This is a genomic window from Streptomyces sp. NPDC048269, from assembly GCF_040652395.1.
Taxonomy (GTDB): Bacteria; Actinomycetota; Actinomycetes; order Streptomycetales; family Streptomycetaceae; genus Streptomyces.
In genome coordinates this window covers 1-25,452 of sequence record NZ_JBEZLW010000039.1, presented here as the reverse complement: position 1 = coordinate 25,452, position 25,452 = coordinate 1, and the positions used below count along the sequence as shown (strand labels likewise).

General features: G+C 68.2%; 19 protein-coding genes and 11 pseudogenes. 19 read left to right on the top strand and 11 right to left on the bottom strand.

The features are described 5' to 3' along the window. The first annotated feature begins 363 nt into the window (after positions 1 to 363). A complete protein-coding gene (locus AB0D48_RS29505) occupies positions 364 to 630 on the top strand; it encodes a hypothetical protein (RefSeq protein ID WP_362403518.1) in 267 nt (88 codons plus the stop codon). Here AB0D48_RS29505 and AB0D48_RS29500 read toward each other — a convergent pair. Beyond that, positions 602 to 1,591, bottom strand: coding sequence for a helix-turn-helix domain-containing protein (locus tag AB0D48_RS29500; protein WP_362403514.1), 990 nt, complete (start codon positions 1,589 to 1,591; stop codon positions 602 to 604). The genes AB0D48_RS29505 and AB0D48_RS29500 overlap by 29 nt on opposite strands. Before the next feature lie 163 nt (positions 1,592 to 1,754). Here AB0D48_RS29500 and AB0D48_RS29495 point away from each other — a divergent pair, with 163 nt between their 5' ends. The 5 genes from AB0D48_RS29495 to AB0D48_RS29475 all read left to right on the top strand — a co-directional run bounded on the left by AB0D48_RS29495 (position 1,755) and on the right by AB0D48_RS29475 (position 6,823). Next, positions 1,755 to 2,153, top strand: coding sequence for a hypothetical protein (locus AB0D48_RS29495; RefSeq protein ID WP_362403511.1), 399 nt, complete (start codon positions 1,755 to 1,757; stop codon positions 2,151 to 2,153). Between the two features lie 253 nt (positions 2,154 to 2,406). Further along, a complete protein-coding gene (locus AB0D48_RS29490; RefSeq protein WP_362403508.1) occupies positions 2,407 to 3,369 on the top strand; it encodes a hypothetical protein in 963 nt (320 codons plus the stop codon). Positions 3,370 to 3,851: 482 nt separating this feature from the next. After that, positions 3,852 to 4,028 carry a hypothetical protein gene (locus AB0D48_RS29485; protein WP_362403505.1) on the top strand — a complete coding sequence of 59 codons (177 nt, stop codon included), beginning with the start codon at positions 3,852 to 3,854 and terminating at the stop codon, positions 4,026 to 4,028. A 196-nt stretch (positions 4,029 to 4,224) separates the two neighbouring features. Further along, complete coding sequence (locus AB0D48_RS29480; RefSeq protein ID WP_362403502.1) at positions 4,225 to 5,574, top strand: FG-GAP-like repeat-containing protein; 1,350 nt, start codon at positions 4,225 to 4,227, stop codon at positions 5,572 to 5,574. A gap of 115 nt (positions 5,575 to 5,689) precedes the next feature. Continuing rightward, on the top strand, positions 5,690 to 6,823 hold the full coding sequence (locus AB0D48_RS29475; RefSeq protein ID WP_362403499.1) for an FG-GAP-like repeat-containing protein: 1,134 nt from the start codon (positions 5,690 to 5,692) through the stop codon (positions 6,821 to 6,823). 136 nt (positions 6,824 to 6,959) lie between these two features. On the opposite strand, the pseudogene AB0D48_RS29470 reads toward AB0D48_RS29475, so the two are convergent. Continuing rightward, positions 6,960 to 7,186: pseudogene (locus AB0D48_RS29470) on the bottom strand (transposase); the annotation flags it as partial. 469 nt (positions 7,187 to 7,655) lie between these two features. Between AB0D48_RS29470 and AB0D48_RS29465 the strand changes: the two are divergent. Next, positions 7,656 to 8,096, top strand: a complete 441-nt coding sequence (locus AB0D48_RS29465) for a hypothetical protein (RefSeq protein WP_362403496.1) — start codon at positions 7,656 to 7,658, stop codon at positions 8,094 to 8,096. Positions 8,097 to 8,687: 591 nt separating this feature from the next. On the opposite strand, the gene AB0D48_RS29460 is transcribed toward AB0D48_RS29465, so the two are convergent. Further along, positions 8,688 to 8,897 carry a hypothetical protein gene (locus AB0D48_RS29460; protein ID WP_362403494.1) on the bottom strand — a complete coding sequence of 70 codons (210 nt, stop codon included), beginning with the start codon at positions 8,895 to 8,897 and terminating at the stop codon, positions 8,688 to 8,690. Between the two features lie 21 nt (positions 8,898 to 8,918). Continuing rightward, positions 8,919 to 9,251, bottom strand: a complete 333-nt coding sequence (locus AB0D48_RS29455) for a DUF6233 domain-containing protein (protein WP_362403491.1) — start codon at positions 9,249 to 9,251, stop codon at positions 8,919 to 8,921. Between the two features lie 224 nt (positions 9,252 to 9,475). Here AB0D48_RS29455 and AB0D48_RS29450 point away from each other — a divergent pair, with 224 nt between their 5' ends. Continuing rightward, on the top strand, positions 9,476 to 9,910 hold the full coding sequence (locus AB0D48_RS29450; protein ID WP_362403488.1) for a hypothetical protein: 435 nt from the start codon (positions 9,476 to 9,478) through the stop codon (positions 9,908 to 9,910). Between the two features lie 599 nt (positions 9,911 to 10,509). Next, positions 10,510 to 10,788, top strand: a pseudogene (locus tag AB0D48_RS29445) (leucine zipper domain-containing protein); the annotation flags it as partial. A 248-nt stretch (positions 10,789 to 11,036) separates the two neighbouring features. Here the strand turns inward: AB0D48_RS29445 and AB0D48_RS29440 are convergent. After that, positions 11,037 to 11,573 (bottom strand): annotated as a pseudogene (locus AB0D48_RS29440) (HD domain-containing protein); the annotation flags it as partial. Positions 11,574 to 11,669: 96 nt separating this feature from the next. Continuing rightward, positions 11,670 to 11,897, bottom strand: a pseudogene (locus AB0D48_RS29435) (DEAD/DEAH box helicase family protein); the annotation flags it as partial. Between the two features lie 339 nt (positions 11,898 to 12,236). On the opposite strand from AB0D48_RS29435, the pseudogene AB0D48_RS29430 reads away from it, so the two are divergent. The 7 genes and pseudogenes from AB0D48_RS29430 to AB0D48_RS29400 all read left to right on the top strand — a co-directional run. Next, positions 12,237 to 12,830: pseudogene (locus AB0D48_RS29430) on the top strand (transposase); the annotation flags it as partial. A gap of 836 nt (positions 12,831 to 13,666) precedes the next feature. Then, positions 13,667 to 14,104, top strand: a complete 438-nt coding sequence (locus AB0D48_RS29425) for a hypothetical protein (protein WP_362403485.1) — start codon at positions 13,667 to 13,669, stop codon at positions 14,102 to 14,104. A gap of 252 nt (positions 14,105 to 14,356) precedes the next feature. After that, a pseudogene (locus AB0D48_RS29420) lies at positions 14,357 to 14,440 on the top strand (IS5/IS1182 family transposase); the annotation flags it as partial. Positions 14,441 to 14,559: 119 nt separating this feature from the next. After that, complete coding sequence (locus AB0D48_RS29415; RefSeq protein WP_362403482.1) at positions 14,560 to 15,153, top strand: helix-turn-helix domain-containing protein; 594 nt, start codon at positions 14,560 to 14,562, stop codon at positions 15,151 to 15,153. A gap of 50 nt (positions 15,154 to 15,203) precedes the next feature. Then, entirely contained in the window at positions 15,204 to 15,566 is a 363-nt protein-coding gene (locus AB0D48_RS29410; protein ID WP_362403479.1) for a DoxX family protein, read from the top strand. A gap of 501 nt (positions 15,567 to 16,067) precedes the next feature. After that, positions 16,068 to 16,526: a hypothetical protein gene (locus tag AB0D48_RS29405; protein ID WP_362403476.1), complete on the top strand. Its 459-nt coding sequence runs from the start codon at positions 16,068 to 16,070 to the stop codon at positions 16,524 to 16,526. Positions 16,527 to 16,670: 144 nt separating this feature from the next. Then, positions 16,671 to 16,847: pseudogene (locus AB0D48_RS29400) on the top strand (HNH endonuclease); the annotation flags it as partial. A gap of 808 nt (positions 16,848 to 17,655) precedes the next feature. Here AB0D48_RS29400 and AB0D48_RS29395 read toward each other — a convergent pair. Beyond that, positions 17,656 to 18,548, bottom strand: a pseudogene (locus tag AB0D48_RS29395) (IS5 family transposase). 289 nt (positions 18,549 to 18,837) lie between these two features. Between AB0D48_RS29395 and AB0D48_RS29390 the strand changes: the two are divergent. The 3 genes and pseudogenes from AB0D48_RS29390 to AB0D48_RS29380 all read left to right on the top strand — a co-directional run bounded on the left by AB0D48_RS29390 (position 18,838) and on the right by AB0D48_RS29380 (position 21,980). Next, the gene (locus AB0D48_RS29390; RefSeq protein ID WP_362403473.1) at positions 18,838 to 19,395 is read left to right on the top strand and encodes a transcriptional regulator; all 558 of its coding nucleotides are present in this window, start codon (positions 18,838 to 18,840) and stop codon (positions 19,393 to 19,395) included. Between the two features lie 33 nt (positions 19,396 to 19,428). Next, positions 19,429 to 20,521 (top strand): annotated as a pseudogene (gene tal / locus AB0D48_RS29385) (transaldolase); the annotation flags it as partial. A 208-nt stretch (positions 20,522 to 20,729) separates the two neighbouring features. Further along, the gene (locus tag AB0D48_RS29380) at positions 20,730 to 21,980 is read left to right on the top strand and encodes an FAD-dependent oxidoreductase (protein ID WP_362403471.1); all 1,251 of its coding nucleotides are present in this window, start codon (positions 20,730 to 20,732) and stop codon (positions 21,978 to 21,980) included. A 100-nt stretch (positions 21,981 to 22,080) separates the two neighbouring features. On the opposite strand, the gene AB0D48_RS29375 is transcribed toward AB0D48_RS29380, so the two are convergent. From AB0D48_RS29375 to AB0D48_RS29360, 4 genes and pseudogenes are all read right to left on the bottom strand, one after another. Beyond that, a complete protein-coding gene (locus AB0D48_RS29375) occupies positions 22,081 to 22,626 on the bottom strand; it encodes a ferredoxin (protein WP_362403469.1) in 546 nt (181 codons plus the stop codon). Next, positions 22,571 to 23,546 (bottom strand): annotated as a pseudogene (locus AB0D48_RS29370) (IS5 family transposase). Before AB0D48_RS29370 ends, AB0D48_RS29375 begins: the two are co-directional and overlap by 56 nt. 68 nt (positions 23,547 to 23,614) lie before the next feature. Next, positions 23,615 to 24,034 (bottom strand): RacP protein, encoded by a 420-nt coding sequence (locus AB0D48_RS29365; protein WP_362403466.1) that lies wholly within the window; start codon positions 24,032 to 24,034, stop codon positions 23,615 to 23,617. Positions 24,035 to 24,036: 2 nt separating this feature from the next. Then, positions 24,037 to 25,036: pseudogene (locus tag AB0D48_RS29360) on the bottom strand (DUF6192 family protein). Positions 25,037 to 25,452 lie beyond the last annotated feature (416 nt).

The window sequence follows — 25,452 nt, the reverse complement described above, 5'->3', positions numbered from 1 at the left end:
GGGTCAAGAACGCCCGTACGAGATCGCGCACGGCGACACGCGGGTCGGTCCGGCCCACCATGGTGACGCGCCCGCGGCGGGCATGGGTCCGGCCTTGTGGAGCTGGGGGACAGGGCCGCGTAGTCGGTGGAGACCCAGTGCGCGGTGTCGTCGAGCTGCCCCCGGGAGACGGGCCGGTGTGAGCGAGAGCGCTGCCCAGGACCGGTCCAGCCGGGCGTCGCGCAGCCGTCCCCCTCCCCTCGAAGCCGTCGTCACGTCGCCCGAGGGCAGGGAGGCAGCACGGTCTCACGACAGGTGCTGCGCGATGAGCTGTCGAGCGACACGGGACGAGTTCCCCGTCTTTGCAGGACTATGACTGATTTCATGGTGCAGGTCCCCGCGGACTGGCTGGCCTGGGTGTTTCTCACTTTGCGCCGCGGGGCATCGGACGGCGCCCAGGCCGTTGCCGCTGAACTGCAGCCGTTCACGGAGAAGCCCGGCCAGCGAGTACCGCTCCCGAGGCCTACGGTGCTGCGTGCCGAGCTGGCGCTGCGGCGGGAAGCGGAGATTGCGAGGGAACAGGGCAGGCGTGCCGAGCTGTCCGACCAGGCCGAATACCTGGTCAAGTTCCGTTTGGAGGCGTGTGGGTGAAGGCGCTGCGGTAGGAGCGAGGGGGGACTCCTCGGCGGCGGACGAACTGTGCTCGAAGGACGGCCGCGCTTCCGTAGCCGACCTTGCGGGCGATCTCGTCGATGGGGAGGTCCGTGGTTTCCAGAAGCTCTTCGGCACGGTCCAGCCGTAGGTTGCGGAGCCAGGCGTGTGGGGTGGTGCCGGTCGCGGCGCTGAATCGTCGGGCGAAGGAGCGTCTGCTCATCATTGCGCGCCGGGCCAGTTCGGCGACGGTCAGTGGTTCGTGGAGGTTCTCACGTGCCCAGGCCAGAACCTCCGCGAGGTGCTCGCCTTGGTCGTCCTGCGCGACTGGCGCTGTCATGTATTGGGCGTGTTCGCCGCCTCGGTGGGAGGGCAGCACCAGGTGGCAGGCGGCGGCGTTGGCTACTGCCGCACCGTGTTCCCGCCTGAGCAGGTGCAGCCACAGATCGAATCCCGAGCCGTTTCCGGCGCCGGTGACGATGTTTCCCTCGTCGACGTAGAGGGCTTTGGAGTCGATGGTGACGTCGGGGTGCCGGCGGGCCAGAAGTTCGGCGACCTGCCAGTGGGTGGTGGCGCGTCGTCCGTCGAGGAGCCCGGTAGCGGCGAGTGTGAACGCGCCGTTGCATTCGGCCGCGACGATGGCGCCACGTTCGTGAGCGTCTGTGAGCGCTTGGAGGACGCCGGGGGCGGGTGGTGCGAGGAAGTGGGTTCCCGGCAGGACGATCACGAGGTCGGTAGCGGCGATCCGGTCCAGGCCGTACGGGACGGGGAGCGCTATGCCGTGGTCAGTGGGAACCAGTCCTGGCTGGTCGGTACACAGGGCGAAGTCGAAGTCGGGTAACCCCTCACGCGGTCCGAACATTTCGGTGACGAGGGCGACGGCGAGCATCCCGACGCCGGGTGGGGCGTAGGCGGTGACAGTCAAAAAAGGCGACATGCCGATCAGCCTGGCACGTTTCATGCGATCAGTGGCACGGGTGACACTCGTGCCCCCGCGTCCCGGCAGGAAAGCTTGTGGCTGCGGCTGAGACACCGCTTCGCCGCAGCGGGCAGATACGACTCTGCGCGCTTCCGCTACATGCAGCAGGGGAGAGCCCTGTGATTCTCACGTGGGAGGACGTCAGGTGAAGCAGACGCGTAAGTGGTTATCCGGGGCGCTTGTCGGGGGGCTGGCTGTGGTCGGCATGATGGCGACCGCTCCGTCTGCGGCGGCGGTCGGCGGCTGCCCGGCGGGCAAGCTGTGTCTCTACGAGGACATCCACTACGTCGATGTCGACCTCACCTCGACCCGTACGAAGGCCTGCTTCTACCTGTGGGAGTTCGGTGAGGATGAGTTCGCATCCGGCATCGGCTCGTACGTGAACAATCTGCCGGTGAAGGCTGACGTCTATCACTGGGATGGCAGGAACCTCGTGTACGTACATGACGGAACGATCCGGCCCGGAGGGTCCAGCTCCAACAGCAGGACCGGTAGCTGGTTCGGACATTCCGGCAAGGTGTGCACGGGCGGGGCCACCTCGTAGCACACAACCCTGAGCTCCAAGAGGCCCCGCCCGGCTGGGCGGGGTCTCGGACCGCGGCCCCGGCGGGGCGGGCCAGTGCACGGCGGCCGAGGCAGGCGCGGCGGCAGGCGTCAGCGTCGCGTGTCGGTGGTGCGGTCACGATGAAGACTCAATTTCGTACACGTGGTGCGCATGTTTGGGCGTTTGTACATGACCAACCGTCAAACCAGTGGAGGTACGGGTGAACTATGTGCACAGGAGCATTCGGTCGGGGATGGGGCTTGCCGCCGTGGCGGCGATCATGACGGCCTTGCCCGCTGCGGCGGCTTCGTCGGTGTTCGACTACCCGGTCGACCCGGCCAGCGCACCGGACGTGTACAGGGACATCCCGGGTACGGACATCACGTTCGACGCGGCGGCGGGGGAAAGGTCGTACCTGTGGTCACGGAATCTGACCACCAGCAGTCTGAACACACTTACTGCTGGTGACAACGTCGGGCTCACTTTCGCGATCCGCTGCCGGTATGCGGATGGCACTCAGTTCGAGGAAGGCGTGGAAGCGGGAGCGTACTGGGCGGCGAACCTGGTGCCGCCCGGTGAGACGCGTCTGACACCGGGCCTGCGCTGGCTCTTCACTGCACCGAGTACCGGTCGCTACACCTGCCGACTGTCAGTGGTCGCCTACTCGAGCATCATCAAGGACGGGCGGAGGATCACCATGCGGATCCCCGCCGGCGCCGAACTCGCCCGGCTCTCCACCCCGGCCGCGGCGCGTTGGACGCTACCGGCACAGAGCACCGTCAATGTTCCCCGCGGTTCGACGGCGACCACTCTCGGCTACACCTACGCCCCCTCCGCGACGGGTGAGAACATCACGGTGGTCCAGGACGCGAACTTGACCACCTGCATTCTCAACTCCCGGATCTGCGCCGGCGGAACGGCCGCCTACAAGTACACGCAGGCCGAGACCTGGATCGAAGCCCAGCCGCAGATGCCGGACGGAGCCGAGTGCGGAGGCCCGATCAAGAGCCCGGCCGCCCAGTGGAACATCACCGACGCCCGCCACCACCAGGCAGCCACCAACACCCTCAAGCTCACCAGGTCCCAGCTCGGCGGCTGCACCCAGATCCGCACCACCCTCAAGGTCAAGAACATCGACGGCAATCCCGTCAAAATCCACGCCGGCCATGGCAGCGGACAGATCGCAGCCACCCACGGACTCGCCTACACCCGGTGACCCCTTCCGGCCCCCTCGCCCACGACTTCCGGCTCGGCCGGGCATCCCCGCCCACCCCAGAAGGGCGTACCCAACGGACGCATGCAGACCGGCCGACGATCCCACCCCGTACTCGGCTCGTACCTCCTGTCGGACCGGCTGCTGGAGGCGGAGGCGGGCGGCGCGCAGGGTGTGCCTGCGCGCCCTGCTCAACTGCCCGGAGCTCAGCAGCTGGACTCTGCTCGAGGCCCAAGCCCCACTGCTCGCGCCCGCCTTCGAAGAACCGACGCCCGGTTCCAGACCGCCGCCGCGGGTGGTGGACGGAAAGGTCCAAGTCCCATTCAGTCCACCCGGAAGCTCTTCCAACACCCCTGACCGGCGACGAAAGCAGTGATCGCCGACAGGGAACACCGACCGGCAGGCAAGAACCGAGAACGCATCACCGCGGGATGCAGACCGGTTCGGGCCACCCGAACGCTCCAACCCAGCAAAGGTCTCCTGCCGTGATCCGCACCCGTATCGCCCTGGCCGCCGCGGTCGCCTCCCTCGCCCCCGCGGCTCCCGCCGCCGTCCTGGCCGCAGACTCCGCCGCCGGCGCGGCCACCACGAACTTCACCGCGGCCGCCCCCCTGGGCGAGAAGCCGGCCGTCGCCACCACCGACGACATGATCTGGCAGTAAGCCCCTCCCGAGCCCGAGCCCGAGCCCGAGCCCGAGCCCGAGCCCGAGCGAGCCCGAGCCCGACCCGGCTCGTCTCAGCTCCACACCTTCTTCCGCCCCGGTTCACCCCCCGACCGCTGCTCCTGCGGGCAGCAGTCGCACGAACCGCCCGGCCCCACCGCCTTCTCCCCAGCAGCACCCGACCCGAGGATCTGTCATGTCCCTGTCCTTCCGTACCCGCCACACCCTCTCCGCCGCCGGTGTCACCCTCGCCGCCATGGGCTGCACCCTGCACCTGGCCGCCGGCCCCGCCTTCGCCGACACCACCACGCAAGCCGCCTCCCTGGCCCGCGCCCAGGTCGGCGACAACGCCTGCTCGACCAACAGCCTGGGCGGCAGAGGCTTCCTGACGAGCTGCAACACCTCCACCGGAAACGAGGCGGAGCCCTGGTGCGCGGACTTCGTGAAGTGGGTCTGGAAGAACTCGGGCTTCAACGTCAACGGGACGGACGCACGGGCCTCCTCGTTCTACTCCTACGGCCAGTCGAACGGCACCCTGCACACCTCCTCCTCGTACCAGCCCCAGGTCGGAGACGCCGTGGTCTTCGAGTACTCGAACGGCTGGGCCCAGCACGTCGGCATGGTCACCGCCGTCAACTCGGACGGCTCGATCATGACCACCCACGGCAACTGGAGCGACCGGGTCGCCGACGTCGCGGTGAGCGCCTCGCAGAAGCAGGTGGGCGACACACCCAGCTCCATCGGCCAGCGCATCAGTGCCTACGTCACGCCGCTCGGCGCCACCCCGGCCTCGTACAGCAAGGGCGACCGTGACTTCACCGGTGACCTCAACGACGACCTGCTGGGCGTCAGCGCGAGCGACGACAAGCTGCGCATGTACGCCGGCAACGGCGACGGCGACTTCGCCTCGCACGAGGTCGGCGCCGGCTGGGGCGGCATGGACAAGATCAGGGCGGCCGACTTCAACAACGACGGCGACAGCGATCTGATCGCCCGCAACGCCTCGACCGGCGACCTCTACCTCTACCTCGGCAACGGCAACGGCGGCTTCAAGACCCCCACGAAGATCGGCAACGGCTGGAACAGCATGTCCGACTTCGTCGCGGGCGACTTCACCGGCGACGGCAAGGCCGACATCGTCGCCGTCCGCAAGGACGACGCGACCCTCCAGCTCTACACCGGCACGGGCACAGACGTGACGTACACCAAGCAGATCGGGCAGGGCTGGGCCGGCATGTCCAAGCTCGCCGCAGGTGACTTCAACGGCGACGGCCGCGCCGACCTGGTGGCGCAGGTCAACTCCACCGCCGACCTGAACCTCTACGTCGGCACCAGCACCGGCGTCGCCCCCGCCATCCAGATCGGACAGAACTGGGCCGGCATCGGCAAGATCACCCTCGCCGACATCGACAGCGACGGCCGCGCCGACGTGGTCGGCACCGTCGCGAGCACCGGGGACCTCTACCTCTACAAGAGCCAGAGCAACAGCCTCAAGGCGGGCGTGAAGGTCGGCCAGGGCTGGGGCGGCATGAGCCACCTCATCTAGCCGGCATCCGGCCGGGGCTGGGGGCCCGTCCTTCCGGAACGGGCCCCCAGCCCCCGCCTCCCCACCCTGCTCCTCCCTCCCCGCTACCGCGCCGTACGAGATGAAGGTCCGCCCCATGCCCCAGCACGCCCTGCGCCGCTCCGCCCTGACGCTCCTGGCCGCCTCCGCCCTCAGCGCCCTGATCCCCCTGGCCGCCGCAGCCCCCGCCTCCGCTGCGTCCGTCGCCACCTGGGACAAGGTCGCCCAGTGCGAGAGCAGCGGCAACTGGGCCATCAACACCGGCAACGGCTACTACGGCGGACTGCAGTTCTCGAAGTCCACCTGGGACGCCTACGGCGGCGGCACGTACGCCTCGTACCCCCACCAGGCCTCCAAGACCGAACAGATACTCATCGGCGAGAAGGTCCTCGCCGGCCAGGGCGAGGGCGCCTGGCCCACCTGCGGCCCGGCCGCCGGCCTCGGCTCCGACGACCGGAACCCGTACCCCACGCAGCCGGCCGTCCAGCGCGACCACGACTTCACCAGCGACGGCAACGACGACCTGCTCGGCATCACCCAGAGCGACAACAAGCTGCGCATGTACGCCGGCAACGGCGACGGCCAGTTCGCCTCGCACGAGGTCGGCGCCGGCTGGGGCGGCATGGACAAGGTCAAGGCCGCCGACTTCAACAACGATGGCGACAGCGACCTGGTCGCCCGCGACGCCTCGACCGGCGACCTGTACCTCTACCTGGGCAACGGCGGCGGCAGCTTCAAGTCCCCCACCAAGATCGGCACCGGCTGGAACGCCATGTCCGACTTCGCGGCGGGTGACTTCACGGGCGACGGCAAGGCAGACATCCTGGCGGTCCGCAAGGACGACGCCACCTTGCGCCTCTACTCGGGCACGGGCACGGACGTGACCTACACCAAGCAGATCGGGCAGGGCTGGTCCGGCATGTCCAAGCTCGCCGCCGGTGACTTCAACGGCGACGGCCGCGCCGACCTGGTGGCGCAGGTCAACTCCACCGCCGCTCTGAACCTTTACGTCGGCACCAGCACCGGTGTCGGCCCCGCCATCCAGATCGGCCAGAACTGGTCCGGCATCGACAAGCTCACCCTGGCAGACATCGACAGCGACGGCCGCGCCGATGTGGTCGCCACCATCGCCTCCAGCGGCGACCTGTACCACTACGCCAGCATGAGCAACAGCCTCAAGGCCGGCGTCAAGATCGGCCAGGGCTGGGGCGGCATGAGCCACCTCATCTGACCAGCACTCCAGCGACCCCCGACAAGCCGCCCCGCCGGGCGGCTTGTCGGCCTGCTACCCACGAAAGCGACGGGCGCGGTGCAGCAGCAGGGGGACAGCCCCGGCTGCCGCGCCGCCGTCCGTGTTCGGTTGCGACCTGGTCGAGGAGCCGGGTGCCGGCCACCGAGTCCTGCACGCTCGCCGCGGTGACCAGCACCGCCATCACGAGCCCGATCGTGTCGGTGACGATGCTCCGCTTCCTGCCCACAATCTTCTTGCCCGCGTCGATGCCCTGACTCGAGGCATGAACGCTGGTGGAGGTCTTGACGCTCTGGGCTCGATCACACAGGCCGACGGCTCCGCATCCCGCCCCTCCTTCTCCCGTAGGAGTGCCTGAGCAGGCCGTTGAGCTGGGCGGCGAAGGTGCCTTCCTGCTGCCATTCGCGAAGTAGCCGTAGGCACTGTTCCAGTGCGGGGAAGTCATGCGGGAGGTAGCGCCACTGGAACCCACGGTCCGGTCCACGTAACGTCTGCGGGCGCTCTCGGTGGTTTGGTGCCGATCTCGTGGCGGCTCGGCCGATACCCCACGTTCAACCAACTGCTGGCTGATTCTCAACTAATGGCGCCACGGGTTGCACTGGCTATACCTGCGATCAAATTCTTCCCGCTCCCCTCTCAGCTCCGCCTGCGGCCCGCCGGGTTAGAAAATCGAAGCAGCCGCTTCCGTTTTCCCCATGCGTTCAGCAAGCTCAACTTATCCTCAAAGGCATTGCACAGTGCGTTTGCGGTCGGATAGTTTTCAATCGTGTCCAGCCCGAAACGAATGGCAATCTCAGGTTTAAAGGACTCACAGATGGGGGATCTCGTGAAGGTCTTCAAGCGTGGACTAGGGCTCGCCGCAGCGGCCGCCGCAGTCACTCTCATGGCAGGCGGAACCGCTTCGGCGGATACCGTGTTCAAGGATTCTGGGGCGACGTATTCGCAGTGCACGAACTATGTGTTCATGTGGAACGCTGGCGACAAAATGTACGCATACGGCCAGATGAACTGCCCCAACAGGGCCGCAATCATCGCCCGCCCTACCATCGCGCTCTCTGGAAATAACGGGGTGACGTTCCAGAGCAGCGGCAAGGCATGCCACCTCGCGAAGACCTGCCGAACGCCAACCGTGACTGTGAAGGCGACCAAGGGCTGGACCTATCGCGCATCGAACGCGGGGACCGCATCGACGGGGGCAGGTGCGGGCGAGTTCTGGCCTACCTCAACTATCGCCCATGTGGCCGTCACGCTGTAGAAGGTCTGAGTTAGCAAGGCACTGGTGTGACCCGATCTCCGATCGGGCCACACCTTTTTGGTGATTGACCGACTTATTTACCTCCACCCTGCAGGAGGTGTTAGTCAGATCAAACTGTCCGGGAAGGTGCTCTCTTTGACGAACGAGTGGGACGCAGCAAGCTGCCCATCGAAACGTGTCGGCGTACAAATGAACGCAGAGGAGTGCGCGGATAACGGGAGCATATTCTGGAGCACGCGGCCCCGGATCCGCTGCCAGATCAAGCGGCGACCCCGAGGACGAAGGGCCCAGCAGATCTCGGCCGTGGTTCGGGGGATCGAGGTGCTGGTTCACCCCCGCCCCGTAGCCAGGCCGTCGGGCGCACCCGGCCGACTTCGGACCGTCTCCCGCGCTCGCGACGTGGAGGGCGTAGCGGGCTCCGACTTGAGCGATGCCCAGCCATCCGGGCCGTGGAAGCCGCCCCGTCCCATCGTGGACACCCAGAGAAAGCCGTGCGTGGAATTCGACGTCGTGCAGGGTGAGCCGTGCGCGATGATCCACCGGTAGCCGGTCCCTGCGGCCGGATCCGCTGACCGGCCCGCACTGCTGCGCTCACTGCTCGCCGGGGTCGGGACTCCAGACGGCCGGGCCCCCTCCGCGCGACTCGATGAGCAACGGATCGTCCAGGCGGACGACGTCGGGGTCCAGGCCGGGCCGCCGCAGGAACCCCAGCAGGTCGGCGGGGCCGAGGATTTCGCATCGGACGCGGCGCCCGCCCTGGGCGTCCGGCGGATAGACGACTACACGCGGGGCAGGGCTCACCTTCACCCTGCCGGTGCCCGGTCACTCCAGCACTCCGAGGGCGGTGTCGGGTCGGCAATGGGGACATGCGGGCGCGCCTTCGGCCAGCAGCTGCCGTATCTGCTCCGGGGTGGCGGGGGCGCAGCGGTTGCCGTTGTCCCAGCAGTCCCCGGTGTGCACGCGGGCCGGAAGCCGGCCGCCTCCGGTGCCGCGCTCGACCAGCCACGCGGGCGGCTCCTTCGGCGGCCGCCGGGACGCGGTGAGGGCCTCGTGCTCCTCGGCCGTGGCAAGGGCCTGTTCAGCCCGGCCGAGTTCACCGCGCAGGTAGGTGACCAGCGTCCGCAGCCGAGGCAGGCCGTGCGGCAGGACGGACACGGTTCAGCTCCCGTAGCCCTATGCACCGCGTGCCGAGGGCGGGCGGCCCCTGCGAAAGTTCAACCGACATACGACGCTGGGCCGGGCCGGGTACACCGCAGGGGGTAGGCCGGCTACCCCCGTGGTGGGCCCGAAGATCAACCCGGGGTGGGTCGAGAGGGCTCCGCCGCCCGGACTACATTTTCCGCCGTCCCGTGCGACGTGAACCAGACGACGGAGGAACGATGAAGCTCACGACGAAGGCCGCCCTGATCCTTGCCGCGGTCCCGGCCGCGCTGCTGCTGCTCGCGGGGCCGGCCTCTGCCGGCTCCGGTTTCGATGTCACCGGCACCGGCGGTGACATCGGCGGCACCTGGGCGCACGGATACTACGGGAAGGCGGCCGACGGCCGGGTCCACCTGAGCGGCGAGCTCAAGGACACGGCGGGCGACGGCAAGGGCGCGGCGCTCAAGATCCACGCGGTGTACTCGGACGGCGGCACCCGCGACGAACAGGTCTGGAACACCCGCGGCAACCAGGCGCTCGTGGGCATCGGCGAGTACACCTTCGCGGGGAACGTGCGTCGTATCGAGCTCAAAGAATGCCTGTTGTACCGCGGAGGCGACGGCAACATCTACGTGGGCACCTGCGCCGCGGGCGCGGAAGTCCTGTACTTCTGACGCTCGTCCGAACGCTGTACGGTCGGTCTAGTGCTGTGACCGGAAAGGTTCACGGTGTCACGGCGCCCGGCACGCCACCTCGCCGCGTTGTCGGACCGCCCAACTACGTCCAGTTCAAGCCGCACCCCTCCGCTTGCGATGCACCGCACCGAACACCGCGACCCAGCAAACCTTTCCGGCCACAGCAGGCCGCGGGGGCGGGGGTCGGTCGGCGCTGGTTGCACGGTCCGCCTCGGGAACGGTGTCGGCCGGGGCGGTGGACGTGGACTCGGGCAGGCGGGAAAGGGGCAGTACCAGCCCGGTGTTGGGCCCTGGACGGTGCGGTCCGGTGGGCTGCTTGAGGTCCGCCAGCACCTCGGCGGGCGAGGCTGCGGCGGGCTGGGTAGGGGCGGGGCGGACGGTGACGCATCCAGGGCCGCGAGCAGCGCGGCGAGGAGCAGGGGCAGGGACCAGCGACGCATGCCCCCCACCGTGCCGCACGCGGGCTTAGGTGTGTCGTCCCGGGACGTTGGTGACACGCGTGACGGGTGCTTGAAATGGGTGAGGGCCTTCTGGCTCGGTGTTGATTGCGACATCTGCACCGATCCGAGGAGGCCCTCGTGCCCCACCGTAATGCCCCGCTGACCGAGACCGGACGACTGCGTCTTGCCCGCTGTGTCGTGGACGACGGCTGGCCCGTGCGCCGGGCCGCACAACGTTTCCAGGTCAGCCACACCACCGCGGCCCGCTGGGCCACCCGCTACCGCACGCTGGGCGTTGCCGGAATGAGTGACCGCTCCAGCCGCCCCCACCACCAGCCGCGACGGACCACGGCCGAGGTCGAGGAACACGTGCTGCGGCTGAGGCACGAGCACCGGATCGGCCCCCTGCGACTGGCCGCCCGGGCACGGCCTGACTGCCCCGTGGACTCTGTGCCCGACCGGGATCCGGTCGATGGCCGGTGCGCGGGCACCGCTGTCCCACTGGCCGAGGTGCACGATTCAGGTGCTTTTGCGTGGGATGCAGCGCGGCATGAAGCGTACGCGAACGACCAGGCCAGCCCGGACACGCTGATCGCGGTGTCGGCGAAGTCCAACCGCAGCAAGGCGGACAAGGACCCGGCGCAGTGGCCCCCGCTGGCCGCCGGCTACCACTGGCAGTACGCGGCGACATGGGTGGGAACGAAACTGGCCGGACCGTGGTGGGCTTGTTGACGCGGCCGAACGCGGTCTCCGCAGCGGGCAGGCGGGCGTGCAGGAGGTGCATGTCGACGGTGCTGCCGTACTGGGCGGCCAGGTGCCGGTAGGTGGCTTGGGCGTGGGGGACGGTGGTGCAGATGACCGCCGCGCAGCCGCCGTCCCGGACAAGCGGGCAGAGCTCGTCGAGGATCGTGTCCTGCCGGTGGCGGGTGCCCCGGGTGGTGACCATCGCGATACGGAGGTCGCGTCCACGGCCGGTGCCCACGGGATCGGGCGGGGTGTGGAGGCGCCGCCTTGCCAACGTCATGCAGCCCCGCCCAGAACGCCACCACACTGCGCGCCACATCCGCCTCCACTCCCAGCGCACGCGCGATCAGCCTGCGCTGCGCCCGAGTCAGGTACGTGTCCGACAGCAGGTCGGCCATCACTGCGGTGTCCACCAGGTGGCGCAGCACTGGGTAGTGCGACCCGTCTGGCAGGCCCTTCGACTTGCCCCATATCCGGCACTCAAAGTCATTGCCAGACACGACACCCCTTGTGCGCATGCGGTTGGGAGCATAACTGCTGCCACTGACAAGCCCGGTCTGCACGAGCAGGTCCGGCGTTGGGACCATGACCAGGATCCGCCCAGCCGCGAAGCAGTCCAGCGCGGCCGCAGCAGCCGTGATCGTCTTCCCCGAGCCCGTAGCCGATACCACCGTGGCACGCGCCCCCGACGACGGGACGGGGTTCCGTGAGGGAAATCCGACCCACCGTCGAATACGAGCATTCGCGTCCACCTGGTGCTCGCGGGGTCGGATGACCGACAGTCCAAGCCTCTCAGCCTCTACTGCCGGACCTGCATGTGGACGGAGTGGATCCTGTTTTGGTTGCGGTACTCAAAATCCCTCTGCCGAAGGGAGGTTGACCGATAGGAGGTGGTCACCGAGGGTCCGGTGCAACTACCACCGCACTGTGACCGAGGCCGGGGCGGAGGTGAAGCGGAGGGAGAGCAAGGACCTCCCCCCGGCAGGCTGCGGCTGGCTTCTCCGTACGACACTGACGCGCGCTACGGTCTCAAGCAGGGCTCCTGGTGGACCGGCTACAAGGTCCATATCAGTGAGTCCTGCGACGACCCCGACGCGCCGGACGCGGCTACCGGCCAGGCGATGGTCCTCGGAGCCGGCGGACCGCCGCCGCGCTTGATCACCGGCATCGCGACCACCGACGCCACGGTGACCGACGCGGAAATTACCGAACCGGTCCATCACATGCTCGCCGCCCGCGATCTCCTGCCCGCCGAGCACTTCCTCGACTCCGGTTACGTTTCCGCCGAGTTGATCGTCGGCATGAAGAAGAACTTCGGGGTCACCCTGGTCACCCCGGTCCTGATGAACAGCTCACCCCAGGAACGTGCCGGCGCCTGGTTCGGCCGCACCGCGTTCACCATCGACTGGGACAAGCGGCAGGCCACCTGCCCACGCGGGGACACCAGCACCTGGTGGAGCCCCGCCACCCTGCGCGGCACCAGGGCCATCGTCATCAAGTTCGACAAGGCGACATGTCGCCCCTGCCCGGTGCGCGACCAGTGCACCCGCTCGAAGACCGGTGGCCGAACCCTCTCCCTGCAACCCCGCGAGGTGCAAGAAGTCCTCGACCATGCCCGCCTCCAACAGGGCGACGAGCGGTGGTGAGCTAAGTACGGAACCCGCGCTGGCATCGAGGTCACCATCCACCAGGCCGTCGCGGTCACCGGGATGAGACGTGCCCGCTACCTTGGTCTCCAGAAGACCCACCTGGAGCACGTCTTCTCCGCCGTTGCGCTCCAACCTCATTCGCCTCGATGCCTGGTGGAACGGCCACCCGCTCGACCGCACCCGCGTCGGCCACCTTGCCCGCTTCGATCTCTCCCTCGTCGTGTGACCGATTAAGGGGTACCAGTAGTTCCCGCCGAAAAAGCAACGCTAAGCCCGTCAGACTCGCCCTGATCTGGGGTGATCTCGGGGAAGGCGGGGCGGTGACCCGTCACAGGGCGGCTCGTTGGGCTGAACGAGTGGCGGTGACGGGTGGGCGGGCGGATGCCTTCACACCTCACCCGTGCCCTCCTTGTTCGCCGGCTCACGGGCGGCCTGCGTAACGGCGGGCTCGATCGGACCGGCTACCCGGCTTCGGGCGGCCGCGGGCAGGAGTACTACCGCCGCAAGATCACCGAAGGCAAAACACCCGCCGAAGCGCGCCGGCCCTCAAACGACGCCTCTCCAACGTGGTCTACCGGATCATGAAACGAGACCAGCGAAACCGACTCACAGCCGCCGCTTGACACACAGAGGCGCTAATCAGCGGTCTGTCGATGCCTCCGGAGCTGGTGACACCACCCCCCAGGCCATGTGTTCGACAGGGGGAAAAGGTCATACCAACTCCGGAGGTCGGGCGCCCCATTGCGGGGCCACCAAGAAGGTAATGGGGGGGAGGTCATGTGGGGCGGATGGTGGTCGGTATGGCGGGGACCCGGGCGCAGGCCACGCATTTGAGCGTGTTCAAATGTGTGTTGAGCCCGTGGATGCGGGCCTGGCTGCGGGGTGGAGTTGCTGTGGGATGCATGGGATGGCGGCGTGCCGGGCTGCTGGTGGCTGTCGGCGCGGTGACGGTTGCCTGCAATGCTGCGGCGTACCACGCCGTGGCGCTTTCGGCCGACCAGCTGGCAGGGCAGTGGCGCAGCGGGGAGGGGACGGTCTTGACCTTCCACGCGAACGGAAGTTTCACCAGTGACGGGGTTGCCCGGTTGTCAGCGGCAGAGCGCTGCGGCGACCGGTCGGACCTGTCCTCCGGCAGCTGGCACTTTGGCTCGGTGGTGGACGAGCCGGTGGATCGCGGTGCCTACCTGCAGCTCACGTTCTCCGGTGCCGACTGCAGGGTTCCCGTCTTCCTTTTCGGCGAGGCGGATGATCCAGTGATGTGTCCGACCGTCGGCGATCCCGACGTTGGCTGCGAGTACGACGAATACCTCAGCCGCGTCACACTTGCCGCCTCGCCCTGAGCCAGGTCCAGGCCGACTCCTCTTCGACGATGTTGAGCACAACCGCGGTCCTGAGGCAAGTACTGAGGCGTTCTCAGAAGTCGGCAACACCACTTCCCCGGAAGAGTGCGTTCTCGCCATCGAGCAACAGACGTTCTCGCAACCCACTTACAAAACCAGCCGGGCGAGTGGCGTCAACGGGCGCCTTTGACGCCTACTGGCCGCCGTAGCAGGTGACGTCACCCCCCCCGCGGGCCAGGGCGAGGAAAGCACAACGACTGCAAGGCATGGTAGGAATCCGGCGCCAAGCCCGCCGCCGGCAAGACCATGCCGATCGCCGACGGCGGTCACCCCGGCATGGCGCCCGCTGCGCGATGATCTCCGGCTACGAAAATGCCGTCGGCCCCCCTCTTTGCATGCGCTGCAGTCCTCGCTATGATCATAAGTAAGTACTTACTTGCAGGGAGGGTGAGGGTGTGGACAGTCGTACACGTGTGGTGGCGGAGGCCATGCGGCTCTTCGGCGAGCAGGGCTACGCCAAGACGACCATCGCCGAGATCGAACGGGCCGCCGGGCTCTCGCCTGGGTCCGGAGCCCTCTATCGGCACTTCCGCTCGAAGGAGGAGCTGCTGGCCGAAGGTGTGCGCGCGAAGGTCGCTGAGAACGCCGGGCTGCTCGCACTCCTCGGTGACATGCAAGCCGTAGCCGCGCTGCCGCTGCGCGAGCGTCTGGCGACACTGGCTCGTGCCGGCCTGCGGCGTCTGGACGAGGAGCGCGACCTCAACCGGATCGTGGTGCGTGACCTGGCAGCCTTTCCGGCGCTGCTGGAAGAGGTCCGCGAGGGTGAGATGCACCGCATCCACGCCGCGGTGGCGCAGTGGCTGAGGATGCAGGCCGGCCCGGCCGAACGGGACTGGGACGCGCTCGCCGTGGTGCTCGTAGGGGCCGTCTCGCACTTCTGGCTGCTGCGGGACGTGTTCGACACCCATCCCAGCGGCCTCGATGAGGACCGCTTGGTGACTGCCTTCGTGGACCTCGCCGAAGGGCTCCTCCAGCAGCCAGCTTCCTGAACGGTGCCAGAACAGCCGATCGACCAACACATATAAATCGGAGTGGCTCGATGAACATCGCATTGTGGATCGCGCAGGGCCTGCTGGCCGCCGTCTTCATGGGATCGGGATTCCTGAAGTCGACGCAGACGAAGGAGAAGATGATCGCCACGGGCCAGACCGGCGTCGCGCCCTTCCCCCTGTCGGTGATCCGCGTGGTCGCGGCACTGGAGATCGTGGCGGCACTCGGGCTCATCGCTCCCCAACTGACCGGCATAGCCCCAGTCCTCACCCCGTTGGCTGCCGTCGGCCTCGCCGCGGTCATGATCGGTGCCGCCGTCGCGCACTGGAGCCTTAGGGAGTACAAGCAGGTCTTCGGCGTGAACATGCTCCTCCTGGTCGCCTGCGTCTTCGTCGCCCTCGGCAGGTTCTGAGCGCCGGCACTCCTCCCGGACGCTCTGGCAAGTGACCAGCCTTGGCTCGCCTCCTGGAGGGTGGGGTAAAGAGCGACCCTGGGAAATCCACAGATTTCCATCCGAGCTGGGACCTGGCCGCCGACGAGGCCGAGCGCCAGGCCCTGCTCGGGCTCGCCGAGGACTGCCCCACCACCACGGTCGTGTACGAGCCGGCCGCCCGATCGGGGCCAGGCCCTGCCCCGAGCCACCGTCGCAGTGGCGTGTGCCGATGCAGGTGTCGGGGTGCGGCCCCTGTCGCGGCCCGGGGGCCGGGGCCGCGCCCGTACAACCGTACGTACCCCCACCCTGGCAGGGGCTACTTCACAGAGATGAGGTCTACGACGAAGGCGAGGGTTGACCGATGGGTCCCCTCGGTGAGGTGTCGGTTGTGGGGGCCCGAGGGAAGCCGCAAGTTTTGAGCATGTTTCAAATAAGGGTGTGCGGCCGCAGGGCCGGACATCCAACCTCTGGGAGAGGTCTGTGAACATGCGCGGATGGCGTCCGATCGTTCTCGCGGTGACTGGGGTGGTGCTCACTGCGTCCTGTGGGTATGCCGCAGCGATCCACTCTGCGGAGATTCCGCAGGAGGAATTGGTAGGGACATGGACCAGCTCTGCCGGACGCTCCAAGGAGCACACCTTCGCCGGAACGGGTTTCGACAAGGTTGAGGCGATGGGTTGCGCCAATCCCGAGACACTGTCCACCGGCCGCTGGGCCTTCTACGTCCGCCCTGAAGGCGAAAGCCGCACCGTCGCCGACGAGACCGCCATGCGGGGTCATGAACTTCTGTTGTCCTTCACCGAGGATCCGACGTGCAGGGTGTGGGTCTACCTCTTCGGCGATGCAGAGGACCCCAGCATGTGCCCCACGAAGGACCCGGACGACGGCTGTCCTCCGGGCGGTTACCTGAAGCGGGATGAGGCCGCTTCCCACTCCTGATGCCCGTTGCCGCCACCGGGAACGCACACCGTTGCCGGCCCCGGCCGCACCAACAGATCGCCGGCTCGAACCTCGCAACCGCCGGGACCAGGCAGGAATACCGCACGTTGCGAATGACGCTCCCCACCAGTTGGTGGCTATGGCTGGACGACGGAGCGCCGTCGCCGGTACGCCAACGACCTGGGTTCGGACGTGACCCTGGTCGGTGTCACTGCCCGTTCGAACCGTCAGAAGTCGGATCAGGATCCGGCGACGTGGTTGCCGGCTCCGGCGGTGCACTGCCGGTACATCGATGAGTGGGTTGCCACGAAGCACCGGTGGGGTCGGCGGTGGACCAGGCCGAGCGGGAGGCGCTGCTGGGGTGCGCGGCTGGCTGCCCGGACGCCACCGCCCGCTTGCTCTTCCACGGCCTGAACCCGACCAGCTGTCCGCTGCGACCAACACATCGACGACACACGCCGCCAGCAGGAGGGGCACGCCCACACCTGCGCGGTGTGTGCGCGCCGCCTCCGACGGGCCGGCGGGCGGAGTGGTTCGCCACGGGCTGTCGTACGCGGGGCCCGGGAGAGACCTGCGCGTGCAAGCGCCACGACTGCGGCGGCGTCGTCCCGGTCAACTGCTGCCAGGAGCACGGCACGTCTGCCGAGCTGGTGATGGAGTGGCACCCCGCCGGCGGAATCCGGTGCGCGGACTTGGCCCGCCGCCGTACCAACACGGCAGCCGCGGACCGGCGCAGCGTCCGCATCTCGTAGGCCGGGGCCGTCGTCTCCGTCCGGGCGCCCGCTCCGGTTTTCTCGAGCGGGCGCCCGGCCGGACCGCAGGGCTCATCGCTGGCCGGGGCGGGCGAGCCCGGAAGGGTCAACGGCGACGGCGCTTGACGAGCACTGTGATGCCGAGGCCGAGGCCGAGGCCGAGGCTCAAGGCGACGACGGCGCCGAGTGCTGGCCACTGCCAGGGGAGGCGATGCCGCAGGCGCAGATGCCGCCGGCGTCGCAGCTGTCTGGTCGGTGCTGGGGTGGGAGTCTTCGCGGGGGCTGGGGCGGCCAGGGGGTCGACGTCAGGTGCCCCCGGGTCTCCCGCGCGATCGAGTAGCACCATGCGGGGGCGGACGGTGTCGACGTATGGTGCCTCAGAGGTCGTTTTCATCCGCTGTTTCATCCCGGAATGGGATGGTTGGCAGGCCTTTTGGGTTGCGCCAGGAGATGGCGTTCTCGCCGGTGAGGCGGCGGGTCATGAGGTCGGGCATTGCGATGTGGATCACGGCTTCGGAGCGGGTGGGCAGGGTTTCGTAGTCGCGGGCGAGACGCCGGTGGAGCATGAGCCAGCCGTAGGTCCGTTCCACCGCCCACCGTTTCGGGATCGGGGTGAATCTCCTGGTCCCGGGGGCTCGGGCGGTGATTTCCATGTCGATGCCGAGGGCAGCTGCGTGTTCGACGAAGGGCTGGCGGTGTCCGCCGTCGACCCACACCTTGCGGATGCCGGGGTGGTCGGCGGCGACCTGATCCAGGAGCCGGGTGCCGGCGATGGAGTCCTGCACGCTGGCCGCGGTGACCAGCACCGCGAGCAGGAGGCCGATCGTGTCGGTGACGATGCTCCGCTTCCTGCCGACGATCTTCTTGCCGGCTCGATGCCCTGGCTGGAGGCGTGAACGCTGGTGGAGGTCTTAACGCTTTGGGCGTCAATCACGCAGGCCGAGGGTTCGGCGTCCCGGCCCTCCTTCACCCGCAGGAGCTGCCGGAGCAGGCCGTTGAGCTGGGCGAACACGCCCTCGTCCGCCCATTTGGCGAAGTATCCGTAGACGGTGTTCCAATGCGGGAAGTCGTGCGGGAGGTAGCGCCACTGGACTCCGGTGCGGTCCACGTACAAGATCGCGTCCATGATGGCGCGCTGGTCGTGCTCGGGCGGCCGGCCGAAGTCCAGGGCGCGGCCGCGGCGCTCGAAGCGCCAGGCGGACAGTACCGGCTCGATCAACTCCCAGCGGGCATCGGACAGATCACTCGGATACGGACGTCGCTTCGCCATGCTTCCGGCGTACCGCTCTGGACCGAGTGCGCCCAGGCGCACAGCCGCGATGACGGAAGCGCGCAGCCCCGAAAGACGGACATCGTGGGACCAGACAGGAACGAGCCGCATCCCACCCCACCTGTCACCCCATACGACACCTGGCCCCCAACCACACCCACTACCTCACCATTACCACGACGCCGCACTCCAAGAATCACCTGATATCTCCGCAGTTCAGGTGAAAACGACCTCTACTAGGGCGGGGCTGCTGACTTCCCGTTACGACCACCCGGGCGGAATCCGCAGGGTGGGCCGCAAGCCCAAGGTGTACGAGCCGGCCGACACCGACATCCGCATCTCCATCCCCGAGCGCCGCCCCGACCTCGTGGCCGAGATTCTCATCGACGCGGTCCTCGACCAGCAGCTGGGGGAGGACGCGCAGTCCGCCGCGCTGCGCACGGCCCGCGATCGCGGTGAGACGCTCGGAGCCGCGACACGCGCCAGCAGCCGTCCCGGCCGTCTGGGCCCCGAGCGTTCTCTCACGCTTTCGGAAGCCGTGTTGGAGGAGCACGGCTTCGAGCCCGACCGGCAGGCTCCGACCGAAGTGCGGCTGCTGAACTGCCCCTTCCACTCGCTGGCCGCCCGATCGCCCGAACTGGTGTGCTCGATCAACCACGCCTTCCTTGACGGTTTCCTCACCGGCCTTCAGGCAGCTGGGATCGACGCGGTCCTCGCGCCTTACCCAGGACGGTGCTGTGTGCAATTTCGCGCCGCAGGCAGCGGTGCGAGCGTGCCCGGCCCCGCCACTGGGGTGTGTGTGAAGGAGTTCTGTGCCCGGCCTGCAGTGGACCTGGGCGGTACGTAGAGGCATCCGCGAGACGACGCGAAGGAGAAGATCATGAGTGAGAACCTGGACCGGCTATCCGCCGAAGGCGTGGCGGTCTGGCTCGATGGTCTGAGCCGGGAGCGGCTCGCCGGCGGACGGACTGGCCGACTTGGTGCGGGAGCAGCAGGTGGTGGGCATTACCAGTAATCCGACGATCTTCGCCAAGGCGATCCGCTCGGGTGCCCGCTACGACGAGCAGGTCGGAGATCTGGCCCGGCGCGGGGTCCGGGTCGAGGAGGCCGTCCGGCTGCTGACGGCGTTCGATGTGCGCTGGGCCTGCGACGTCCTGCGACCAGTGTACGAGGCCAGCGGCGGGATGGACGGACGGGTGTCGCTCGAGGTGGACCCGCGCGTCGCCCACGACACGGCGGCGACGATCGCCGAGGCACGGGCCCTGTGGTGGCTGGTGGACCGGCCGAACCTGTTCGTGAAGATCCCCGCCACCCAGCCCAGCCTGGAGGCGATCAGCACGGCGCTCGCGGAAGGAATCAGCATCAACGTGACGCTGATCTTCTCCCTTGACCGCTATGACCAGGTACTCCGCGCCTTCCTGGACGGCATGGGCCAGGCCCATGGGGCGGGGCGTGACCTGGCGTCCATCGTGTCGGTGGCCTCCTTCTTCGTCAGCCGGGTGGACACCGAGGTCGACACCCGGCTGGACAAGATCGGCACGACGGAGGCGCTGGCCCTGCGCGGGCGGGCCGCGATCGCCAACGCACGCCTGGCCTACCGGCACTTCGAGCAGGCTGCCGCCTCCCAGGAGTGGCAGGCGCTCGCTGCGGCCGGGATGCGCCCCCAGCGCCCGCTGTGGGCCTCCACCGGGGTGAAGGACCCCGCCTACGACGACACCCGCTACGTCGACGAACTGGTGGCGCCCGGGGTGGTCAACACCATGCCGGAGCAGACCCTGCGCGCGGTCGCCGACCACGGCCACATCCAGGGCGACACCATCCACGGCACCTACGCGGCATCCCAGCGGGTACTCGACGACCTGGAGACCGTCGGCGTGTCCTACGACGACGTGGTCCGTGTGCTGGAGGACGAGGGCATCGCCAAGTTCACCGCCTCCAGCAACGAACTGTTCGAGCAACTGGACGCCGAACTGCACACCACACGCACCGCCGCCGGACACGGCCGTCGACGAACGGTCCCAGCGCCCCAGTCCCCGGCGACAGCCGATCGGCAGACACACCGGGGAACAAATCAACCGCTGACAGCGCAGGGCTATCGACGACGATGGCCTGGCCGCGACGAGGGCAGGGAGCGGATCACCATCCGCGCGCGGGCCGAGCCAACGCAGCAGGGGAGAGAACATGGCCGCGAACAACACATTCGTGATCGTCGGAGCCAGCCTGGCCGGTGCGAAGGCAGCACAGACCCTCCGCGAAGAGGGCTTCGACGGCCCCGTCGTGCTGCTGGGAGAGGAAGACGAGCGCCCCTACGCAAGGCCGCCGCTGTCGAAGGGCTATCTGCTGGGCAAGGACGAGCGGGACACCGTCTACGTCCACCCTCCCCGGTGGTATGCCGAACACGACGTGGATCTGTGGCTGGGCGCCACGGTCACCGCGGTCGACCCGACCGGACACGAGGTGACGCTCGCTGACGGCAGCCGCATCGGCTACGAGAAGCTGCTCCTGACCACCGGCTCCTCACCGCGTCGCCTGACGGTGCCCGGAGCCGACCTCGACGGCGTCCACTACCTGCGCCGGCTCGCCGACAGCGACCGCCTCAAGGAATCTTTCGAGTCTGCATCCCGCATCGTGGTGACCGGCGCCGGCTGGATCGGTCTGGAGACCGCGGCCGCCGCCCGCGCGGCCGGGGTGGAGGTCACGGTGCTGGAGACGGCGGAGCTGCCGCTGCTGCGCGTGCTGGGCCGCGAGGTGGCCCAGGTCTTCGCCGACCTGCACACCGATCACGGGGTCGATCTGCGCTTCGGCGTCCAGGTCGCCGAGATCACCGGTTCCGGGGGACGGGCGAACGGTGTGCTGCTGGCTGACGGCAGCCGCATCGACGCCGACGCGGTCATCGTCGGGGTCGGCATCACCCCCAACACTCAGCTTGCCGATGCCGCCGGCCTGGAGGTCGACAACGGCATCCGCGTCGACGCCCACCTGCACACCTCACTCCCGGACATCTACGCCGCAGGCGACGTCGCCAACGCCTTCCACCCACTGCTGGGCAAGCACATTCGTGTCGAGCACTGGGCCAACGCCGTCAACCAGCCGCAGGTCGCGGCGAAGGCGATGCTCGGCCGGGACGTGGCCTACGACCGCGTTCCGTACTTCTTCACCGACCAGTACGACCTGGGCATGGAGTACACCGGCTACGTCGAACCCGGCGGCTACGATCAAGTCGTCTTCCGAGGCCGCAGGGACACCCGAGAGTTCATCGCGTTCTGGCTCTCCGGCGGCAGGGTCCTCGCGGGCATGAACGTCAACGTCTGGGACGTCACCGACCCGATCCGCGCCCTCGTCACCTCCGGCCGAGCAGTCGACGCAAGTGAACTCGCCGATGTGGACGTTCCGCTGCCACAGCTCCTCAACCACCCCGATGCGACCGGCTAACTGCCTGTTTGTGAGGATGCCATGACAAATGCTGTGGTGGCGGGGCGCGGTGCTGACGTTGTGTAGGTGTCCTGTCTCAGGCAAGTCGAGGCATGGCGGTCTACAGCTCGGGCAGCAGGTCGTCCGGGGTCGGAGAGCGGTGCTCCTGCAGCCAGTAGAGGTAGACCCGCAGGTCCGTCTCCAGGCTCCCGGAGTCGGTGCCGCCGGCGATGTAGGCCGCGAAGTCCTTGGCGCCCTCCACCGCTCGTTGGTTCGGGATCCACCGGTCGTACCGCTCCCACTCGTGTGCCTGGTCCCTCAGGTAATCCAGGACCCGCCCCCGGTCCCGCCACCACTCCCGGACCAGCTCTGGTGTCCACCGCTGGTCGCCGTCCCAGGCATAGCCGTCCATGGGGTCTGCCTCGATGGCCCCGAGCACGTCCCTGACTTCGTCCGGCGTGCGCGGCTGGCGGTAGACGTACTCGCTGAAGTACTGGCCGCCGTAGTGGATATGACGCGGGGCTTCGAGCCGGCCGGTCGCGCAGTTGTCCGTCTCACCCCCGTACACCGGCCCGGGGACGTTGAGCCACAGGCGGTCCTCCCAGCGGCCGTTACAGCTCGGGTGCGCCTGGAACAGGACTGCCGCTGCGTCGAAGTAGAGCGTCATGAGGGCAGCGTACTTCTGACTGACGAGAACCGAGAGGCGAGCCCGGACGCGCAGAGAAGGCCAAGATCGGCTGTTGATGTGCCTGGTCAGAGCAAGGGTGAGAACCGCTCGGGAGGCTTGCTGGTCTTGGTGATCCGGCGGGTCATGAGGGTGATGGCTGCCCACGTGATGAGGGTTTCGGAGTGCTGGACGAGCCGTTCGTAGTCACGTGCGTGCCTGCGGGCCCGCATCATCCAGGACCAGGTTCGTTCCACTACCCAGCGGCGGGGCAGGATGACGAAGCCGGAGGCGTCCTTGGGTCTGCTGACAGTCTTGATCGTCAGGTTGAGGTACTTTTTTGCCCAGGTCACGAGCTTTCCCGCGTAGGCGGAGTCCGCCCAGACGATGGTGATCTCCGGGTGCATGAGGCGGAGGCGGAAGAGGACTTCCTTGGCCGCGTGGCTGTCGTGGAGGTCTGCGGGGGTGACCATGACGAGCAGGGGGAGACCTCGGGTGTCGACGACCATGTGGCGTTTGCGGCCGTTGATTTTCTTGCCCGCGTCGTAGCCGCGTGAGTCCTTGCCGAAGGTCTCGGCTGCTTTGACAGACTGGGAGTCGATGACGGTGGCGACCGCGCGGGGGCCTTTGCCCATATCGCGGCGGATCCGTTGCGCGAGGGCGTCGCGGATCTGGTTGATGACGCAGGCAGCCCACCGGGCCATGAATCCCCAGACGGTCCGCCAGGGCGGGTAGTCCGCCGGCAGGGCCCGCCACTTGCAGCCGGTGTCGACGACGTAGCGGATCGCGTCGACGATCTCGCGCCGGTCGTGGTTCTCGGGCCGGCCGCCGGTGGTCGTCTCGCAGGCCGGAACGGGCAGCAGGGATTCGAGCAGGGCCCATTCGGCGTCGGTGGTGTCGGAGGGGTAGCGGCGACGGCGCATGGTCGTGGGCCTTCGAACCGGTGCTGCCCGGGGCCCGGCCGAAGGCCGGGCCCCGGGCAGCGAGGGGGTCAGTAGCTGTTGACGAGGTCCAGGGTGGATTCGATGGAGTTGAGCTGGGCGGTGATGTGGCGGACCAACTTGTCGCCCGGGTGGGCGGCGGCGTGGGGTGCGACGGTGCCGGTGATGAACCGGCGGAACTCGGTGAGCTTCTCCTTGATCACCTTTCGTTCGTATGCCTCCAGAGCGGCTCGCTCGGCTCCGAGCTGGTAGCCGTCGGCCCTGGTCCAGATCAGCGGGGGCCATCCCTGGTCCGCGATGACGTCTCTGAGGGCGGCCAGTCCGGACCTCACCTGGCTGGGGGTGAGGTCGCTGGCGCGGGTGAGCTGGTGGAAGAGGAGTCCGGCCGGGCGTGCTTCGAAGAGCACGAACCGGACCGTGTCGGCGTGCCGCAGAGCGGCGTCGCCCCGGCGCCGTGAGGCGCGGGGCATGGCTACTGGCCTCGGAGAAGTGCGGCGAGCTCGTCGTCCATGTCGACCTTGCCGGTGTCTACGGCGTTCTCGATCCAGTCGAGGGTGGCCCGCACCTTGGCGATGTTCTGGTGGACGATCGCCTGTTCGTCCTCGGACAACTGGCGGTCCCGCAGGGCCCGGGACCGCGCGGCCGGCCGCGGCGACGAAGGAGTGGCAGGCGGTGACCAGGTCCAGGAACTCGACCGTGCGGTTAATCTGCTTGACCGTCGGCGCGATAGGGCTGGTCCGTTCGAAGTTCTCGCGGGCCTGGTGGCCGCGTTCGACCTGGGCGTGGTTGACCTGGTGGCGGGCCGTGTCGTCGCTCATGGCCCTGAAGGCGACGTCCGGGCGCCGCAGCAGGCCGGTCGTCACGGTCGCGGCGACACTCTCGTCGCGGGTGAACTCCTCGACCACCCTGACCCGGTCCTCGACGGCGACGTGCGCCGAGACCGCGGGCCGGCGCAGCAGGTCGGTGGTGGCGACCGCGGCGACTTCCTCGTCCTGGGCCAGGGCGTGGATCGCGCTGATCTTCTCCTGCTTGGAGACCGGGTTCTCGACCTGCCAGCCGAGCACGCGGCTCGCGTCGTCCGCGGTCCACCGGGGCTTTCCGGCCGGGGGCAGTTTCACGAGCGTGAATCGCTCGGACTCGTTCTCGATGCTCGCCAGGATCCGGTAGACAGTGAAGGGGACGCCCTTCTGGCGGTGCTCCTTGGGCCAGCGGGCGGCAACCCAGCGGGCGTTGTTGACGGTGCTGTATTTGAGGCCGATGTCCTCGGCGAGCCGGGTCAGCGACGCCCTGACGGTCCATCCGCCCTCGGGCCGGGCCCCATCTCGGGGCCGGGAAGGCTCGATCTCCAGGGCTCGGTCACCGATCGTGAACTGGCCGCGGGAGTGCTGGTCGACGACTTCGCGGAGCTCGCTCACGATCTGTTCGTATCGTGACGGGCTGACGCTTCCGATTTTCTCGTTGTCCTCGGGCATGGTGTGTCACCACCCAGCGCGGGCCATGGTACGGCCATCTCCCTGCCGTGACGGTACAAGGCCCGCTCATCACCGAGAGTCAGACCATAAAGAGGAAGATCACAACGAAGGACCGCAAATTACCGGCAGTTGACCAAACTTGGACAACTGATGCGTTCTCGCTGCGGTTACTGTGACCGGTCTACGAACGGATCGTTCCGCCGGCGCCAGGCCCTCACCTTGCACTTCGGCGAGCAATACACGGCCGCGAATCGCCGCTCCACCCCCGCGATCCAGCGGGCCCCGCACTCACGGCACTCGCCCTCACCCGTCCCGCCCTGCACTCCGGCGGGTAGTTCTTCATGACCACGAGATGTCCGTTCTCAGATCCTCAGGATCCAGTGTCTCGTGTGTTCAACATCAGGGGTCAAGGCCCG

What these genes read in the sequence shown, in the direction of transcription:
- AB0D48_RS29380 (WP_362403471.1), top strand. Translation starts at nt 20,730, where the DNA reads ATGGCCGCGAACAACACATTCGTGATCGTCGGAGCCAGCCTGGCCGGT.
- AB0D48_RS29465 (WP_362403496.1), top strand. Translation starts at nt 7,656, where the DNA reads ATGGGGGATCTCGTGAAGGTCTTCAAGCGTGGACTAGGGCTCGCCGCA.
- AB0D48_RS29500 (WP_362403514.1), bottom strand. Translation starts at nt 1,591, where the DNA reads ATGAAACGTGCCAGGCTGATCGGCATGTCGCCTTTTTTGACTGTCACC.
- AB0D48_RS29505 (WP_362403518.1), top strand. Translation starts at nt 364, where the DNA reads ATGGTGCAGGTCCCCGCGGACTGGCTGGCCTGGGTGTTTCTCACTTTG.
- AB0D48_RS29425 (WP_362403485.1), top strand. Translation starts at nt 13,667, where the DNA reads ATGGGATGGCGGCGTGCCGGGCTGCTGGTGGCTGTCGGCGCGGTGACG.
- AB0D48_RS29365 (WP_362403466.1), bottom strand. Translation starts at nt 24,034, where the DNA reads ATGCCCCGCGCCTCACGGCGCCGGGGCGACGCCGCTCTGCGGCACGCC.
- AB0D48_RS29475 (WP_362403499.1), top strand. Translation starts at nt 5,690, where the DNA reads ATGCCCCAGCACGCCCTGCGCCGCTCCGCCCTGACGCTCCTGGCCGCC.
- AB0D48_RS29490 (WP_362403508.1), top strand. Translation starts at nt 2,407, where the DNA reads ATGGGGCTTGCCGCCGTGGCGGCGATCATGACGGCCTTGCCCGCTGCG.
- AB0D48_RS29410 (WP_362403479.1), top strand. Translation starts at nt 15,204, where the DNA reads ATGAACATCGCATTGTGGATCGCGCAGGGCCTGCTGGCCGCCGTCTTC.
- AB0D48_RS29450 (WP_362403488.1), top strand. Translation starts at nt 9,476, where the DNA reads ATGAAGCTCACGACGAAGGCCGCCCTGATCCTTGCCGCGGTCCCGGCC.
- AB0D48_RS29480 (WP_362403502.1), top strand. Translation starts at nt 4,225, where the DNA reads ATGTCCCTGTCCTTCCGTACCCGCCACACCCTCTCCGCCGCCGGTGTC.
- AB0D48_RS29375 (WP_362403469.1), bottom strand. Translation starts at nt 22,626, where the DNA reads ATGACGCTCTACTTCGACGCAGCGGCAGTCCTGTTCCAGGCGCACCCG.